This is a genomic window from Haloplanus sp. GCM10025708, assembly GCF_042663985.1.
GTDB classification, from domain to species: domain Archaea; phylum Halobacteriota; class Halobacteria; order Halobacteriales; family Haloferacaceae; genus Salinirarus; species Salinirarus marinus.
On the sequence record NZ_JBHSZA010000011.1, the window covers coordinates 1237590 to 1253432 of the forward strand.

General features: G+C 68.1%; 13 protein-coding genes and 7 pseudogenes. 12 read left to right on the forward strand and 8 right to left on the reverse strand.

The features are described 5' to 3' along the window. The first annotated feature begins 35 nt into the window (after positions 1-35). Together ACFQJD_RS09915 and ACFQJD_RS09920 are read left to right on the forward strand one after the other, a co-directional pair. Positions 36-407 carry a hypothetical protein gene (locus tag ACFQJD_RS09915; RefSeq protein ID WP_379797935.1) on the forward strand — a complete coding sequence of 124 codons (372 nt, stop codon included), beginning with the start codon at positions 36-38 and terminating at the stop codon, positions 405-407. A 58-nt stretch (positions 408-465) separates the two neighbouring features. Continuing rightward, positions 466-1729, forward strand: a pseudogene (locus tag ACFQJD_RS09920) (MFS transporter). Here ACFQJD_RS09920 and ACFQJD_RS09925 read toward each other — a convergent pair. Next, positions 1730-2503, reverse strand: coding sequence for an enoyl-CoA hydratase/isomerase family protein (locus ACFQJD_RS09925; protein WP_379797937.1), 774 nt, complete (start codon positions 2501-2503; stop codon positions 1730-1732). A gap of 104 nt (positions 2504-2607) precedes the next feature. Here ACFQJD_RS09925 and ACFQJD_RS09930 point away from each other — a divergent pair, with 104 nt between their 5' ends. Continuing rightward, positions 2608-3135 (forward strand): DUF5797 family protein, encoded by a 528-nt coding sequence (locus ACFQJD_RS09930; RefSeq protein ID WP_379797939.1) that lies wholly within the window; start codon positions 2608-2610, stop codon positions 3133-3135. A gap of 81 nt (positions 3136-3216) precedes the next feature. Here ACFQJD_RS09930 and ACFQJD_RS09935 read toward each other — a convergent pair whose 3' ends face one another. Both ACFQJD_RS09935 and ACFQJD_RS09940 read right to left on the reverse strand, forming a co-directional pair. Continuing rightward, positions 3217-4191, reverse strand: coding sequence for a DUF5787 family protein (locus ACFQJD_RS09935; protein ID WP_379797941.1), 975 nt, complete (start codon positions 4189-4191; stop codon positions 3217-3219). A 24-nt stretch (positions 4192-4215) separates the two neighbouring features. Then, positions 4216-4688 (reverse strand): annotated as a pseudogene (locus tag ACFQJD_RS09940) (bis(5'-nucleosyl)-tetraphosphatase). Between the two features lie 106 nt (positions 4689-4794). On the opposite strand from ACFQJD_RS09940, the pseudogene ACFQJD_RS09945 reads away from it, so the two are divergent. Then, positions 4795-5121 (forward strand): annotated as a pseudogene (locus ACFQJD_RS09945) (30S ribosomal protein S10); the annotation flags it as partial. Between the two features lie 176 nt (positions 5122-5297). Continuing rightward, positions 5298-6592 (forward strand): annotated as a pseudogene (locus ACFQJD_RS09950) (amidohydrolase). Here the strand turns inward: ACFQJD_RS09950 and ACFQJD_RS09955 are convergent. Together ACFQJD_RS09955 and ACFQJD_RS09960 are read right to left on the reverse strand one after the other, a co-directional pair. Beyond that, positions 6562-7929 (reverse strand): annotated as a pseudogene (locus tag ACFQJD_RS09955) (geranylgeranyl reductase family protein); the annotation flags it as partial. The pseudogenes ACFQJD_RS09950 and ACFQJD_RS09955 overlap by 31 nt on opposite strands. Positions 7930-8011: 82 nt before the next feature. Next, positions 8012-9376 carry a phosphomannomutase gene (locus tag ACFQJD_RS09960; protein ID WP_379797943.1) on the reverse strand — a complete coding sequence of 455 codons (1365 nt, stop codon included), beginning with the start codon at positions 9374-9376 and terminating at the stop codon, positions 8012-8014. A gap of 87 nt (positions 9377-9463) precedes the next feature. Here ACFQJD_RS09960 and ACFQJD_RS09965 point away from each other — a divergent pair. Next, positions 9464-9741: pseudogene (locus tag ACFQJD_RS09965) on the forward strand (acylphosphatase). A 31-nt stretch (positions 9742-9772) separates the two neighbouring features. Beyond that, a complete protein-coding gene (locus tag ACFQJD_RS09970; RefSeq protein ID WP_379797944.1) occupies positions 9773-9979 on the forward strand; it encodes a hypothetical protein in 207 nt (68 codons plus the stop codon). A gap of 1 nt (position 9980) precedes the next feature. Here ACFQJD_RS09970 and ACFQJD_RS09975 read toward each other — a convergent pair whose 3' ends face one another. After that, on the reverse strand, positions 9981-10640 hold the full coding sequence (locus ACFQJD_RS09975) for an RNA ligase partner protein (protein ID WP_379797946.1): 660 nt from the start codon (positions 10638-10640) through the stop codon (positions 9981-9983). Between the two features lie 169 nt (positions 10641-10809). Between ACFQJD_RS09975 and ACFQJD_RS09980 the strand changes: the two genes are divergently transcribed. Then, on the forward strand, positions 10810-10962 hold the full coding sequence (locus ACFQJD_RS09980; RefSeq protein WP_379797948.1) for a hypothetical protein: 153 nt from the start codon (positions 10810-10812) through the stop codon (positions 10960-10962). Between the two features lie 3 nt (positions 10963-10965). Here ACFQJD_RS09980 and ACFQJD_RS09985 read toward each other — a convergent pair whose 3' ends face one another. Both ACFQJD_RS09985 and ACFQJD_RS09990 read right to left on the reverse strand, forming a co-directional pair. Beyond that, entirely contained in the window at positions 10966-11235 is a 270-nt protein-coding gene (locus tag ACFQJD_RS09985) for a hypothetical protein (protein WP_379797950.1), read from the reverse strand. Positions 11236-11246: 11 nt separating this feature from the next. Continuing rightward, on the reverse strand, positions 11247-11780 hold the full coding sequence (locus tag ACFQJD_RS09990) for a DoxX family protein (protein ID WP_379797953.1): 534 nt from the start codon (positions 11778-11780) through the stop codon (positions 11247-11249). 355 nt (positions 11781-12135) lie between these two features. Between ACFQJD_RS09990 and ACFQJD_RS09995 the strand changes: the two genes are divergently transcribed. The 4 genes and pseudogenes from ACFQJD_RS09995 to ACFQJD_RS10010 all read left to right on the forward strand — a co-directional run bounded on the left by ACFQJD_RS09995 (position 12136) and on the right by ACFQJD_RS10010 (position 15833). Next, the gene (locus ACFQJD_RS09995) at positions 12136-12732 is read left to right on the forward strand and encodes a DUF5518 domain-containing protein (protein WP_379800469.1); all 597 of its coding nucleotides are present in this window, start codon (positions 12136-12138) and stop codon (positions 12730-12732) included. A 49-nt stretch (positions 12733-12781) separates the two neighbouring features. Then, positions 12782-14145, forward strand: a pseudogene (locus ACFQJD_RS10000) (aspartate aminotransferase family protein). 138 nt (positions 14146-14283) lie between these two features. After that, positions 14284-14778: an Lrp/AsnC family transcriptional regulator gene (locus tag ACFQJD_RS10005; protein ID WP_379797955.1), complete on the forward strand. Its 495-nt coding sequence runs from the start codon at positions 14284-14286 to the stop codon at positions 14776-14778. Between the two features lie 152 nt (positions 14779-14930). Continuing rightward, positions 14931-15833 carry a hypothetical protein gene (locus ACFQJD_RS10010; RefSeq protein ID WP_379797957.1) on the forward strand — a complete coding sequence of 301 codons (903 nt, stop codon included), beginning with the start codon at positions 14931-14933 and terminating at the stop codon, positions 15831-15833. The last annotated feature ends 10 nt before the right edge of the window (positions 15834-15843 follow it).

The following is a 15843-nucleotide window of genomic DNA, read 5'->3' on the forward strand; positions in this document are numbered from 1 at the left end:
TGTCCGACCGGACGACTGTACGATACCACCGAACGATGCTCGAAGACGGCGATCGGATACTGAACCTCGTCGGCGCGGCGTTAGTGCTGGCGCTGATCGCCTCGCTGGGACTGCTCGTCGTCGTCGCGTCCGAGGGGCCCGCCACCGCCGCGGGCCCCGACACCGAGTGGTCGCTCTCGCGGGTCAACGAGACGCACGTCCGGATCGCACACGCGGGCGGCGAGCGGACGCACGCCTCGAACCTCGTGGTCACCGTCGACGGGCGGGAACGGAGCGTCTCGTGGACGGGGGTTCTCACGCGCGGGGACTCGGGCGCGCTCCACGCCAGGTCGACGCAGGTGATACGCCTGTACTGGCTCCCGGAGGACGGCAACCGGGAACTGCTGGCGCGGTGGCAGTCGTCGTGAGGCGAGCGGCGTCGAGAGAACGCAACGGTGATACGCCGGGCCGAGCAATCCGGATTCGATGAACCCCTTCGGTGTCGATCGACGAGTGCTGGTTCTGGCACTCGCGCGGATGGCGGACGCAGTCGGCAACTCCTTTCTCATCGTGGTCCTCCCGCTGTACATCGCCAGCGGGCGGATTCCCATCGAAGGGCTGGTCGGCACCTACGCCGCCTTCGGCTTCGAGTTCGCCCTCACCGAGTGGCTGCTCATCGGGATCGTCCTCTCGATGTTCGGCTTCCTCAACAGCTTCACCCAGCCGTTCACCGGCCGGCTCTCGGACCGCACCGGCAAGCGGAAGATCTACATCCTGTTCGGACTGGCCCTCCTCGGAGCCGCCAGCGGTGCTTACGCGTTCGCCTCGTCGTACTGGGCCGTCCTGCTGTTGCGCGTCCTCCAGGGCGTCGGCGCGGCCTTCACCATTCCCTGTACGGTCGCGCTGGTGAACGAACTCGCGACCACCTCGACCCGCGGCAACAACTTCGGCGTGTTCAACACGTTCCGCCTGATCGGCTTCGGCTTCGGCCCGATCGTCGCCGGCGTCGTCGTCGAGACGTGGGGCTTCAACGCCGCCTTCGCCGTCGCCGTCGTCGGCGCGTTCGCGAGTTTCGCCCTCGTCACGCTGCTCGTCTCCGACCCGGAACGGCCCGAGACGTCGGCCGGCGACGACCTCTCTATCGCCGTCCGCGGCCCGGGCGAGAAACTGCTCGACCCCGTGTTCGCGCTCGGCGTCGGGACGGTGGCGATGGGGATCTGTATCGCCATGTTCGCCACGCTCGAAGGGCAGATCAACGCCCGCCTCGATCAGGGGACCTTCCTCTTCGGCATCCAGTTCGGCGCGGTGACCATCGCCAACGTCGTCTTCCAGATCCCCATCGGTCGCGGGAGCGACGCTTACGGCCGACGGCCCTTCCTGCTCGGCGGGTTCGCGCTGCTGGTTCCGGCGACGATCGCACAGGGGTACGTCCTCGATCCGTGGCTGATGGTGCTCACGAGGTTCGTCCTCGGCATCGCCGTCGCCATGGTGTTCGCCCCCTCCTCGCCGTCGCCGGCGACCTCGCTCGCGAGGGGAGTCGGGGACGACGCTCTCCGTGCTGACGATGGCGTTCGGCCTCGGAATCGCCATCGGTCCGCTCGCGTCGGGCTTTCTCGAACGGTTCGGCTTCGCCGTTCCCTTCCTCGCGGGCGGCGTCCTCGCGGTGCTGTCGCTGGGACTCGTCGCCACGCAGGTCGAAGAGACGCGCGAGGGACGCGCCGGCACAGCACCCACCGCGCCGCAGGACTGACTACTCGAAGTCGGGGTCGCGCTTCTCAACGAACGCCTCCATCCCCTCGCGCTGGTCGGGCGTGCCGAACAGCCCGCTCCACGTCCGGCGCTCGAAGGCGAGCCCCGCGCTCTGATCGGCTTCGTGGTACACGTTCAGGGCCTCCTTCGCGGCGGCGAGGGCGTAGCTCGGCTTCTCGGCGAGTTCGCGCGCCATCTCGTCGACGTGGTCGTACAGTTCGTCGTGGGCGACGACTTCGCCGACGAGACCGTACTCGTGGGCATCCTGTGCGTCGATGCGCTCGCCGAAGAAGACGAGACGGCGGGCGACTTCGTCCGAGACCAGTTGCTGGAGGAGCTGCGTGCCGCCCCAGCCCGGAATGATGCCGAGATCAATCTCGGTCTGGCCGATGACGGCGCGTTCGCTCGCGACGCGGAGGTCACAGGCCAGCGCGAACTCACAGCCGCCGCCGAAGGCGTAGCCGTTGATGGCGGCGACGGTGACGCCGGGGTACTCGTAGAGGTCGCGGACGATGCGCTGGCCGCGTTCCGCGTACGCCTGCGCCTCCGGCGTGTCGATGTCTTTCATGTAGGAGATGTCCGCGCCCGCGATGAACGCGTCGTCGCCCGCGCCCGTGAGGACGAGCACCGGGGCGTCCTCGGCTTTCGCCTCGTCGATGGCCTCGTCGAGTTCGCCGAGCGTCTCCCTGTTCATCGCGTTCAGCGCGTCCGGACGGTCGACGGTCAGCGTCGCCACGCCGTCGTCGACGTCGAGTGTCACCGTGTTCCAGGACATACGCCGGGTCGACGACAGCCAGCGTGTTAACTGTACTGCAGCGCGACGGTCGGTCCGTCCGTCTTCCAGAACACGCATATGGATGCTGTCCGAACTCTCCGCCGATGACGCTCACCGAGGAGGAGCGCGAGCGACTCGCCGACGTCGTCCGACTACAGCCGACGAAAAACCGGGAACTACAGGATAGCTGGGGTCTCGAGAGCGGGAGCGAGGTCCACCAGTATCTCGAGAACCACCTCAAGGACTACTACTACCGCGACGACGACAGCTACATCCGCGCGACGTCCGAGGCGGCCGGCCTCGTCGACGTGGAACCCGGCGTCGAAGGCGGGGGCGAGTCGGGGCCGCAGATCATCCGCGTCCCCGAACTCGAAGCGCAGGTGTTCGACGTCCTCGCCGGCCCGGACGACCGATCCGAGTCCGTCGTGAGCGTCCTCCACAAGGTGCGAGCGCAGTTCGACGTCGATCCGACTGCCGACGACGTCCGGCGCGCCCTCCAGAGCCTCCGGCGCAAGGGCGTCGTCGACGTCGTCTACCGAGCCGTCCCGACGTTCAAACTGTCCGTCGACCGCGACGACGTCGACGTCGAACGCGTCGACGCGCCGGAGACGACGAATTCCGCGAGCGACTGACAGGACGCCGCCGACGGCGGGCGAGCGACGGAGGAGCTAGAGACGACGCGGAGTTAGACGAGGAACTCGAAGGCCAGTAGCCTACCGCCGACGCTCGCGCCGTCGCTCCAGCAGTCGGCTGATGCCCTTTCCCGGTCCGCCCTCGACGGGCCACCCGCGCGTCCGCCACGACGGCGGTTCGGGTTCGAACGCCGGACACGATCCGGCACACTCCGCTCCCGTCTGGTGACACGCCTTCGACGCGCACCACGGCACCAGCGCCGCTCCCTCGCGCCGGAGTTCGAAGTACCGACAGTCGGGACGCATCGTCTCGACGTACGACCGCCATCCGGAACCGTACGCCCGTTCGGCGATTTCGAGGCGTTTAGCCGCGCCATCGCCCTCGCTCGGCGGGTCGAGCCGACTCGGATACCACGCCACCTCGGCCGTCGTCCGGTCGCCGAACGAGAGCGTCAACACGCCCACCTCGACGGGGACGTCCTCCAGCAGCGCGGGTTCGACGGTGTCGCCGGTCGCCGCCGTCGCTACCCACACCTCGTCGGCCAGACCCGCGTCGACGTCGTGTCGCAACTGGTCGCCGAGCGCGCGCGCCGCCGACGCGTCGAGGTCCGGTTTGTTCTCGACGGCGACGAGGCGGTTCACCCAGTCGGGATAGGGGGCGACCCGTCGAATCTGGACGCGGTTGCCGTCGCGTCGCGTCTCCACGACGCCGCGGGCGTCGGCGCGGTGGACCGCCGCACGGACGTACCGCCAGGGGTAGCCCGGGTCGGGGAGGGCGTCGCGATACCACGCCCACTCGGCGGGCGCGTTGCGCACGACGTGGAGGAGGTCGGAGTCGAGGGCCCGCGCGCCGAACTCGCGGCGAGCGGCCAGCCCCTCGGGGTCGGCTTCGACGACGATGGTGTCCCAGCGCCGCCGTTTCGTGCCGAGTTGGCGGGCGACCACGGGGACGCCGTCGCCCTCGTCGGTCGGCGGCCACGCGCGTTCGGCCCACCGGCAGGTCAGCAGCTCGAAGCCGAACTCGGTGCCGCCGGGGTAGGGAGCGCCGTCGCTCACGGCCCCACTTCGGGAGCCACGTCGCTAAACCGTATCGGTGCCCTGGGCGAGATACGACCGGCTCTGCTCCTCGCCGTCGACCAGGTCGTCGAGGTAGTCGTGGGCCTCCCGGAGGATGTCCCGCGGGCCGTCCTGCGTGATGGTGTTGACCGCCTGTTCGTAGTCGCGCCACTGCAGGTCGCGGTGTTCGTTCGACAGTTCCGCGCTCGCCTCGAACGACCGGGCGATGAACAGATGTACCGTCTTGTGGATGGTCTTGCCGCCCGCTTCGAAGACGTAGTCGTACTCCTCTCGGAAGCCGTCGATGAGTCTGAAATCCTCGATACCGGCCTCTTCAGTCACTTCTCGAATCGCCGTCTGCTGGAGCTCCTCGTCGCCTTCGACCCCGCCTTTGGGGAACTCCCAGTCCCCGGTCGGCTCTTCAGGAGCAAGTACTCCCGATGGCCGCGGGTGTCGCGGAAGAGGATGGCTCCAGCGCTGGTCGCTTCGACCGTCATTGGGCGTTGTAATCGGTCACGGGTAAAGAGAATATCGGAGAGTGCGGCTCAGCTCGGTAGATGCGTTTTTCTGCCTGCGGCGCGCACGTTGTCACAAGCCCCAGCCATGACCTTCGTCACAAAACTCAGTTTCCAGAGCGGGGACCGAGCGGTCCTCGACGACCTGGTGTCGGACCTGAAACGGGCGGTCGAACGGAAAGGTGCCGAGTGTACCGGCCCACACTCCGCGCAACCGGACCACGTCCGCGCCCCGCAGTACCGGAATCTCGCCCCGGGCGACGAGTACTCCCCGTGGACGTACACCGTCTACTCTCGCCGCCTCGAAATCCACGGTAACGAGGCCGTCGCGCGCCGCATCGCCCAGCGGGAGTTCCCCGAGAGCGTCCACGTCGAGATCGAAGTCGACCAGAAGAAACCGCTCGGCCACCGACAGAACCAGCCTGCGACCGTTCGAGGAGCCTTTTGCCGACCTTACGGCCGCCGGCGAACGCCGGGAGTCGTGCCGGTGTCCTCGTGGGCGTCCGCGTTCGCACGCCACAGTCGTTCCCGTGCGACAGTTCGGATGCCGCGTGGCCCATCGTTATTGCGGTGGCCGGCGTCGGCGTCCGTATGCACGACACGCTGGTCGAACTCCGACGCGACCTCCACCGCCACCCGGAACCCGCGTGGCGCGAGTTCTACACCACCGCCCGCATCGTCGACGAACTGGAGACGCGCACGGTGGACGAACTCCACGTCGGCCCCGAAGTGCTGGGCGAGGACCGGACGGCCGTCCCCGACGAGGCGGAACTCGACGAGTGGTACGACCGCGCGCGGGAAGCGGGGGCCCGCGCCGACCTCCTCGACCGACTACGCGGCGGCAACACCGGCGCAGTGGCCGTCCTCCGCCGCGGCGAGGGACCCACCGTCGGCCTCCGGGTCGACATCGACGGCCTGCCGATCACCGAATCCGACGCCGACGACCACCGACCCGCCGCGGAGGGCTTTCGCTCGGCGAACGAGGGATACATGCACGCCTGCGGGCACGACGCCCACGCCGCTATCGGCGTCGGAGTCCTCGACGCCGTCGCGGAGAGCGACTTCTCGGGGACGCTGAAGGTCTTTTTCCAGCCCGGCGAGGAGATGGTCGCCGGCGGGAGATCGATGGCCGAGGGCGGCCACCTCGACGACGTGGACTCCTCCTGGCCGTGCACGTCGGCCTCGACCATCCGACGGGCGAAGTGGTCGCCGGCATCGGCGGATTTCTCGCGGTGAGTCAGTTCCGGGCCGACTTCACCGGCGAGGCGGCCCACGCCGGCGGTCATCCCGAACGCGGGCGCAACGCCGTCCAGGCGATGGCCGCGGCCGTCCAGAACCTCTACGCGATTCCGCGCCACGCCGACGGCGCGACGCGCGTCAACGCCGGTCGGGTTGGCGGGGGCACCGCCAGCAACATCGTCCCCGAGGAGGCCTTCGTCGACGCCGAGGTGCGCGGCGAGACGACCGAGTTGATGGAGTACGTCGACGACCGCGCGCGACGCGTCGTCGACCACGCCGCCGCGATGCACGACTGCGAGGTGGCGGTGACGCAGGTGGGACGCGCGCCGAGTGGCGAGAGCGACGAGGAACTCGTCGCCGTCGTCGCCGACGCGGCCGAGGTGACCGACGGCGTCGACACGGTGACCCGGCGCGACGAACTCGGCGGCAGCGAGGACGCGACGTACCTGATGAACAAGGTACAGGAAAACGGCGGCCTCGCGGCGTACGTCTGCGTCGGCACCGACCACCCCGGCGGCCACCACACGCCGACGTTCGACGTGGACGAGGCGTCGCTGTCGATCGGCGTCGACGTGCTCGCGACGGCGGTCGAAGAGATCGGACGGCGACGGCCCTGGTATTTAGGCTCTGCGCCCGTCGTCTCGTAGATGCGGTCCATCAACTCGTCGCGCTCGGACTGCCAGCCGTCGAGGGCCGACGGCGAGTCGGGGTAGCGCCCGTAGTGATCCATCAGCTCCTCGGCGAGCTGTTTCGTCTCGTAGAACGTCCAGATGGTCCGCCAGTAGCCGAAGCTCTTGATCGCGCTCTGGAGTTTGAGCAGGAGGCTCATCTGGGTCGACCCCGAATACAGCGCCTCGGCGAGTTTCTCGCCCGGCAGGGCGGCCAACAGCCCCATCAGGTCGTCGACGTCGACGGCAGTCGAGAGGACGTTGTAGACGTCGAGGCCGGCGTAGCGCGTCCCGAAGTGGTCCATCACGCGCTCGTTGTATTTCCAGAGTGTTTCCTCGCTCGGATCGCCCGTCTCGACGGCGCGGACGGCGCGTTCGGCGGCGTACTGACCGGCGTAGGCCGCGCCCGCGATGCCGCCGCCCGTCGTGGGGTTGACGTGTCCCGCCGCGTCGCCGGCGGCGACGAACCCGGGAGCGACGGCCGAATCGTAGGGGCGGCGCGTCGGCAGCGCCGCGCCGAGTTTGTCTTTCACCGTCGCGTCCGCGAACTCCGCGCGATTCCGCAGGTCGCGTCTGAGGTCCTCGACGAGTTTCATCGGCTGTTCGTTCATCTGGAAGCCGAGACCGGCGTTGATCTCCGTGCCCGTGCGCGGGAAGTACCAGAGATAGCCCGCGGCTCGCTTGGTCGGCTTGAAGACGAGGGCGTCCTTCCACTCGACTTCCTCGGGCACTTCGACGATTTCGCGGTAGGCCGAACAGAACTGCGAGTAGGAGACGTTGGTGTCGAAGGTCGCCGCCGAGAAGTCGGCCTTGTCCTGCAGGAGCGAGAGCGATCCCGCGGCGTCGACGGTGACGGTGGCGCGATACTCGACGGGGTTGCCCTTCCGTCGCGCGCGGACGCCGCGGACGTGCCCGTCGTCGTCCTGGTTCACGTCCTGGACGACGGTGTCGTAGTGGAACTCCGCGCCCGCCCGGTCGGCCCCTTCGATGAGGCGCTTGCCGTAGTCGAAGCGGTCGATGACGGCGAGTTCACCCGGGATCGGGATTTCGAGGACGGTGTCGTGCTGCGGGATCTCGAAGCGGCCGTGATCGACGCCCGTGTTCGTAAACGAGGGCTCGATCTGTGACTTCGGGATGGCGTCCGGGAAGGCGTCCGCGCCCTTCAGGGCGTCGCCGCAGGCGATGTGACCGGCCTCCTGTTCGGTCTTTCGCTCGATAACGACGACGTCCAGCCCTTCGCGTGCCGCGGTGGCCGCAGCGTAACACCCCGCGGTCCCCGCCCCGACGACGGCGACGTCGTACTCGTGGGTCGTCATTGGTTGGAGTGTCGGGGCCGACGGGAAAACTCTTTATCCCCGTTCTGTCGCCTCCCGAGACGACGGATACGCCTGGATCGGGTCAGTCAGACGCGGCGTCGACCGCCGACTCGACCGCGTCCCGGGCCGTCGCGACGAGCGCGTCCACGTCGTCCGCTTCGGCGTAGACGCGCACGTACGGTTCGGTCCCGCTCGGACGGACCAGCACCCACGACCCGTCCGGCCGTTCGAGGCGGACGCCGTACTCGGTGTCCTCGCTCGCGTCGGGGAACGCCTCCGGCAGTTCAGTCTCCAGGCGATCCATCACCGCCTCCTTCAGGTCGTCCGGACAGGCGACGCTCACCTTCCGGTAGGGGCGCTCGGTCACCGGCGCGCGCAGCGCGTCGAGGCTGTCGGCGGCGACGAGGCGGGCGAGGACGGCGGCGCTGACGACGCCGTCTATCCACCCACCGAATGCGGGGTGGACGTGTTTCCACGGTTCGGCCGCGAACACGACGTCGCCGCCCGCCGCCCGGCCCGCGGCGACGCCTTCGTGGAGCGCGCCGAGTCGCACCCGTTCGACGCGTCCGCCCGCTTCGCGGACGCGCTCGTCGATGCGCGCCGAGGCGTTCGGCGTCGTCACGACCACGGGGTCCGCGACGTCGCTCTCGCGGACGTACCGTTCGGCGAGGATGGCCACCACGGTGTCCTCGTGGACGACGTCGCCCGCGGAGTCGACGAGCACGATTCTGTCGGCGTCGCCGTCGTGGCCGACGCCGAGGGCGAACTCGCCGTCGGCGACGAAGTCCCGCAGATCGGAGAGCGTCTCGGGCGTCGGCTTGCTCGCCCGGCCGGGGAAGTGGCCGTCGACGTTGGCGTTGAGCGCCACGACGCGCGCGCCGAGTGCGCGCAGGACCTGTGGCGTGCCCAGCGCCGAGACGCCGTTGCCGCAGTCGACGGCGACGGGAAGCCCCGCCAGCGGCGCGCCGCGATTCCGGGCGTAGTCGACGACGGCGTCGCGGTAGCGATCCAGAATCGCCTCGTCGACGGCGTCGCCCCACCCGTCCCACGGCGACGGGTCGGTGCCGGCGACGACGCGCTCCTCGACGGCGCGTTCGGCGTCCCGGTCGAACTCGACGCCGTCGGCGAAGAGCTTGATGCCGTTGTCGCCGGGCGGGTTGTGCGAGGCGGTGAGCACGACGCCGTGGCGACCCCGCGACGCGAACGCGAGCGCGGGCGTCGGCACCACGCCCGCCCGCGCCACGTCGAGGCCGGCCGACTCCAGACCGGCCTCCACGGCGGCCGCCAGCGCCGTCCCCGTCGTGCGGCCGTCGCGGCCGACGACGAACTCCGTCTCTCCCCGCTCGCGGGCGTAGCGGCCGACCGCCCGCCCGACCGACAGCGCGAGTTCGGGCGTCACTTCGCGCTCGACGCCGCCGCGTATCCCCGCCGTCCCGAACAGTTCCATGCTCCAACGTCAGGGTCGAGGCATATAACCGCCGGCGTCTCGGGTTCGGTGGGCGGATTTTTGCCGGGCGACGACCAACGGGCGTCTATGTCCGAGCGAACGCGCGCGCACGTCTTCGTCTCCGGGCGGGTACAGGGCGTCTACTACCGCGCGAACACGCGGGACGCGGCCCGCGAACGCGGCGTCGACGGGTGGGTCAGGAACCTCGACGACGGCCGCGTCGAGGCCGTCTTCGAGGGTGCCGAGGACGACGTCGAGTCGATGGTCGAGTGGTGTCGCGACGGGAGTCCGGCCGCTCGCGTCGAGGACGTGCGCGTCGACGACGAACCGCCCGAGGGGAGAGCGGCTTCCGGGTTCGCCGATGACGCCGACGTCCCCACCGACCGAGGCCGCCTGATGGCGACGCTCGCGGAGGTCGTCCTGTCGTCTGTCACGCTCGTCGGCCTGGTCGTCACCGTCGCGTCCGGCTATCTCATCGTCCGGGGGCCGTTTCTCGGCGGCGCGACGCTCGAACCGATGGCGCTGTTGGCGGCCCTCGGCGTGTTCGTCGTCGGCGTCGTCGTCACGGCCTGGAGCGGGACGAAGTACGTTCGCGCCCGGTGAGTCACTCCTCGGTGCCGACGGCGCGGAGATACTCGTCCAGCAACACCGGGAAATCGCGGCCCTTGAGATAGCGCAGGCCGAACTCGTCGGCCCATCCGATGATACCGCGGTCCTCGGTGACGACGCCGGCCTCGAGTTCGCGCGCGAGGACGAGTAGGTCGAAGTCCTCGTAGGAGTCGAGGACGCCCTGCCGGAGTTTGCGCCGGTACTCGTCGCGCAGATCGGAGACGACCTGGTCTACCTGCGTCATGTACTCGTGTTCGTCGACCGGTTGCTCGGCGGACTCCCCGGCGCGCCGGACCGCCTTCTCGGCGACGCGGAGCCCCTGGTCCACTCGGTCGCTCATCTCGTCGATGAATCCGTAGACGATCTCGGCCGGAATCATGACCTCGAAATGGGCCGGGCTCTTCTTGATGACCCACGTGTTCAGCTTCGAGTACACCTCCTCGGAGACGTCCCGGTCCCGGAGCATGGTCGTCAGCTCGTCGTGGATCGACGGCGGCACGTAACAGGAGATGTTGAGCCGCAGGCGCGCCTCGGCGACGGTGTCGAGCAACCGGACGAGCGCCGTCTCCAGATCCTCGTCCTCGCGGCGTATCTCCTCGGTGAGAAACGTCGACGTGTCGAGGACGAAGCGCTGTTTCAGCGGGTAGTCGGCCATACCCCGTGTTCGGCGGCCGGATTAAAATACCTGACACCGGTGATCGAGAGCCGGGAATCGCGACGTCGACGGACGGCCCGTGGCGACGCGCGAGTCGTACGCCCGTCTGACGAACGCTTTTAGTTAACGAGATGTCAGAACTAGACGATGAGCGCTCGCTCGTCCAGCCATGACTCACGGTAACTCGACCGCGGGCACCTGTCCGGAGTGCGGGCGACGTCTCCACGCCGAACGCGTCCTCGTCGAGTACGAACGGACCGACGGCTCCCGCGGCGTCTACGCCGAGTGTCCGGCGTGCGACGCCGTCGTGACGCCGGACTGACGGTCAGAGCGTGCGCCGCGTCTGTCCGGTCTCCGGCGTCGTGGCGACCACCTTGTAGACGGCGTACGCGCCCCAGATGGCCAGTCCCAGCAGGATGATGTACGACCTGATGTGGAGGGGAACCAGCGCCTCGTGGACGATCTGGCCCTCGCCCGAAACGGGGTGTGGACTGCCGGCGATCATCTCCAGGAGGCCGACGCCCACCGTTCCGAGGAGGACGAGGCCGCCGCCCAGATACAGTGCGATTTCATCCGCAGTGGTGAGTTGACTCATGGTGTCCCCCGTTAGCCGATGAAGTACCGCAGTTTCGGATGTCGTTCGACGAACGGCGTGTCAACCAGCATCGCGTCGATGCCGAGGACGCGTCCGGCACCGAGCGTCGCGATGGCGGCCAGGATGACGATGCCGAGCAGTTCCCCGGTGACGACGCCGTGGGACCAGCCACCGGTTTCGCCGTTGATGAAGTAGAAAAACACCATCATGAATCCGCCGAAAAAGGCCGCGAGGCGCGTCAGCGCACCGAGGACGAGTCCGAGTCCGATCAACACCTGCCCGACGGGAACGGCGATGTTGGTGAACGTGAGCAACACGCCGTCGCTGAACATCGTCACGAGCGGCCCGACGCTCGTCCCCTGGGCGGCGTTGCCGACGAACCAGCTCGCGTCGAACGGCCAGGCGAGGAACTTGTCGAGCCCAGCGTGTAACAGCCACCAGCCGACGATCAGTCGCATGAACAGAAGCCAGTAGGCGAGCCACACCTCCGACACCGCGAACGAGACGTTCCTCCCGAGTAACTGCGTCTGTATGTTCGACGTCATGTGTCTTTTCCCACATGGTCTGGCGGCCGCCTCACACATAAAGATTGAACCGGATCGCAGACGGCGGGACTGCTCGACTCGACGCCGTGGCGGGGTTCGAGGGAGACGACGAACGGTCGTCGGAGAGACTGGCCGAAGCGGCCGGACGAAGATCGGGACGGCCGCACACGGACGAAGACCGCGACGGAAGCGTAACTTCCCCGGACGCGGCCGCTGCTCGTAATGCGCCGGATTCGGGAGACGCGGGTCGGGTCCACAGCCCCGAACGTCTCAACAGATTTATTCGTTCGACGCCACACGATCCGGTCGTGTCCCGAATTGGTCCCCTCCCCCGGACGACTCGTGGAGATACGCGATAATCGGCGGATTCGCGTCGTTGCCGTGGACGGCCAGCTTCTACTGGCAGTCGGCGAACCGGCTCTCGCTCGGCCCGATCCTGTTCGGCGGCGTCGTCGCCGGCTACCTCTGCGACGCGAACCACCGGCGAGTCGGCGCTCGGGCCGGCGTCGTCGGCGCGCTGCCGGCGCTCTGGCTCCTGGTCGACCTGTTCGCGGCCGTCACCGGGGCCGCTGGGCCAGCGTGGTTCCGCGTCACGGCCGTCGGCCTCGGTCTCGGCGCGGCGCTGGCGGTCGCCGCGTTCGCGTTCGGCCTGGCGGCGGCGCTCGGGGTCGTCGGGGCGACGTTCGGCGACTGGCTCTCGACGAAAGCGGGACGGGATCGACCCCCGTCACCGGCGAGTGACGTGCGTCCCGGAGACTGCGTCCGTGCGTCACGACGGTCGCCTCCGACGTTTTTCGTCGTCGCCGCCGAACGGGGGACGCTCGCCGACGCGCCTCGATTCTCGGTCCCCGACGCTTGTCGAGTGTCCGAAGTCCGTTTGTTCGACGGGAGTATTGGCGTAAAATGCTACGACGCGATATATTACCGGCTACAGTGCAGGAATACTCCATAATCTCGGATCTAGAGCAAAGTATTAGTGGACGACGGTACGCGTGTGTACCATGGCCATCGAACCGTCGATTCACGACATTCACTTCGCCGACGCACCCGACGTCGAGACCGCGATTCCCGGCCCGAAGTCGAAACGCCTCCTCGACAAACAGGAGCGGATCGACAGCAGCGCCGTCGCCTACCCGAAGAGCGTCCCCATCGCGCTCGACGAAGCGCGCGGCGCGACGCTCCGCGACGTCGACGGCAACACGTTCATCGACATGTTTGCGGGGATCGGCGTCCTCAACGTCGGTCACTCCAACCCCTACGTACTGGAAGCGGTCCAAGAGCAGATGGGTGAGTTCGTCCACACGGTGGATTTCCCGACGGAGGCGCGTCTCGACCTCATCGAGGAGCTAAACGAGATCGCGCCGGGCGCGCTCCCGGACAACAACCGCGTCGTCTTCGGCGGTCCGACCGGTAGCGACGCCATCGAGGCGTCCATCAAACTCGCGAAATACAACACCGGCGGCGACGCGCTCATCGCGTTCCGCGGCGCGTATCACGGTGCCAGTTCCGGCGCGCTCAGCCTCACGGCCGGGAAGAAATACAAGAAAGACTACACGCCGCTTTTGCCCGACGTCCACCACGTGCCGTACCCCTACCCGTTCGGCCAGGACCTCTCGCCGGCGGAGGCCAAAGCGCGCGCGCTCGACAACGTGCGCGAACTGCTCGAAGACCCGTACAGCGGCGTCGCGAACCCGGCCGGTATCTGGGTCGAGCCGATCCAGGGTGAGGGCGGTATCGTGACGCCCCCGGAGGGCTTTCTGCCCGAACTGAAGGAACTCGCGACCGAACACGACGTTCCGCTCATCGTCGACGAGATCCAGACCGGATTCGGCCGGACGGGCCAGTGGTTCGCGAGCGACTGGGAGGACGTGACGCCCGACATCATGCCGATGGCGAAGGCCATCGGCGGCATCGGACTCCCCTCTCGGGGACGATGTACCACGAGGACCTCGACACGTGGGAGTCCGGCGGCCACGTCGGGACCTATCGCGGCCACGCCCCCGCGATGGTCGCCGGCGTCCGCGCGATCGAGTACATCCGGCAGAACGACCTGCTGGAACACGGCCGGAGAGTCGGCGAGTATCTCCGCACGCGCGTCCGCGAAGCGGGAGCCGATACCGACCGCCTCGGCGACGTGCGAGGACGGGGGATGTTCGTCGGCGCGGAGTTCACCGACGGCGACGACGTCACGGGCAAGGAACTCGTCGAGGACATTCAGCAGACCTGCTACGAATCGGGCGTCCTCGTGTGGTCTGCGGGTCGCCGTAGCAACGTCCTCCGTCTGATCCCGCCGCTGGTCCTCACGGACGAACAGGCGGAAATCGCCATGGACGTCGTCTGCGACGCCATCCGAACCCACGCCTGAGGAGACGCGACGCTCGTCGCCGCCGAATCGGCACGCCGAGCGCGCGCGGATTGGAGGCCCACACGTCGCGGGCCGCGTATTTCGCCCCATCGACAGAACTAACACCGGACCCGCTAACGGAGGACGTATTTCGTACGCATGGACGAGAAAGACATCCGCATCCTCGCGGCGATCACCGAGAAAGCGACGGGGAGTCCCGAGAAGATCCACCAGGAAACCGACATTCCCGCCTCGACGGTTCACTACCGCATCAACCAACTCAGAGAGGAGGGCATCATCAAAAACGACCTGTTCGAGATCGACCTGGGGAAACTCGGCCTCTCTATCACACTCATCTCGGAGGTGTGGGCCGAGTTCGAAGAGGGGTATCACAACGACGTCGGCGAGAAACTCGCTGACGTCGAGGGCGTCAATCAGGTCTATTTCACCATGGGCGACACCGACTTCGTCGTCATCTCACACGTGGCCAACCGCGAGATGGTCGAGGAGCTGATCGGGGATTTCGAGACCATCGACGCCGTCAACCGCACCAGCTCGAAGTTCGTCATCACGACGGTCAAAAACGAATCCTCACCACTGAACGACTACGAACTCGACACGCTCGTCGACGTTCTCGGTCGGCCGGACGACTGACCGCGACACGGCCCGAGTGGGAGGACGGCCACACCCGTCCACGGACGGCCGAACGGCGGGTACTGAACGCCGAGTCGCCGCCGCTCCCGACCGTTCGGCGTCCCCGAACGCGTCTCATCAGCTTTACCAGGGCTCGCTCACCTATCGTCGGTATGCGCCGCCGCTCACTCCTCGCGACGCTCGGTGTCGGCCTCGCGTCCGTCGCCGGTTGTTCGAACACGCCGTCCGACGGGTCGACACCCGACGACGGGGCGACGCCCACCGCGGGCACCGCTTCCGGCGGGGACACCGGCACCTTCGAATTCGCCGGCGTCGACATCCCGACCCAGGTCCAGCTCAACGAGACGTACCGGTTCCACGTGACGATTCGAAACACGGGCGACCGCCGGCGGACGTTCACCTCGCCCATCAGCGTTCGCTCGGGCGACGGCCAGTGGCAACCGATCAGTCAGCCGCTCGAAATCGACGTTCCGCCCGGCGAGACGGCCACGTGGGACAGTCCGCGCGCGAGGCAGTTCTTCCTCGGGACCTACGAGTTCCGACTCGACGCGCTCGACGCGCGATGGACGCTGGAGGCGGTGTCCCGGAGAGTCGCGTTCGGGACCCGTCACCGGACGCCGACGAATCTCAGCGTGAACGTCGTCGGCGGCGCGTTCGAATCCCAATTCCCGCCCCGAGACGAGGAGTCGGATGACAGTACCCCGACGCCGACTGCCACCCCGACGCCGACTGCCACCCCGACGCCCGTCGCTGCGCCCGACGGCAAGACGTGGCTCGCGACCTACGTTCGCGTACGGAACTACGGACAGTCCGCTCAGCAGATCCCGACCGCCGACACCTTTTCTCTCACCGTCGGCGACGAGACGTTCGTCCCACAGCCCGTGGGCCCGGCGACCGACCGATACCACAGCGTCTCTCTCGACGGACGGACCATCTATCAGGAACCGCTCGCGTTCGCCGTTCCCGACGGCTCCGCTGTCGCGGACGTCGTCGTCGAGTGGTCCCAGAGCTACCGACAGGGCGACGTCGAAGTGTCGTGGCGGACTAACGCCTGACGGCCGCTCG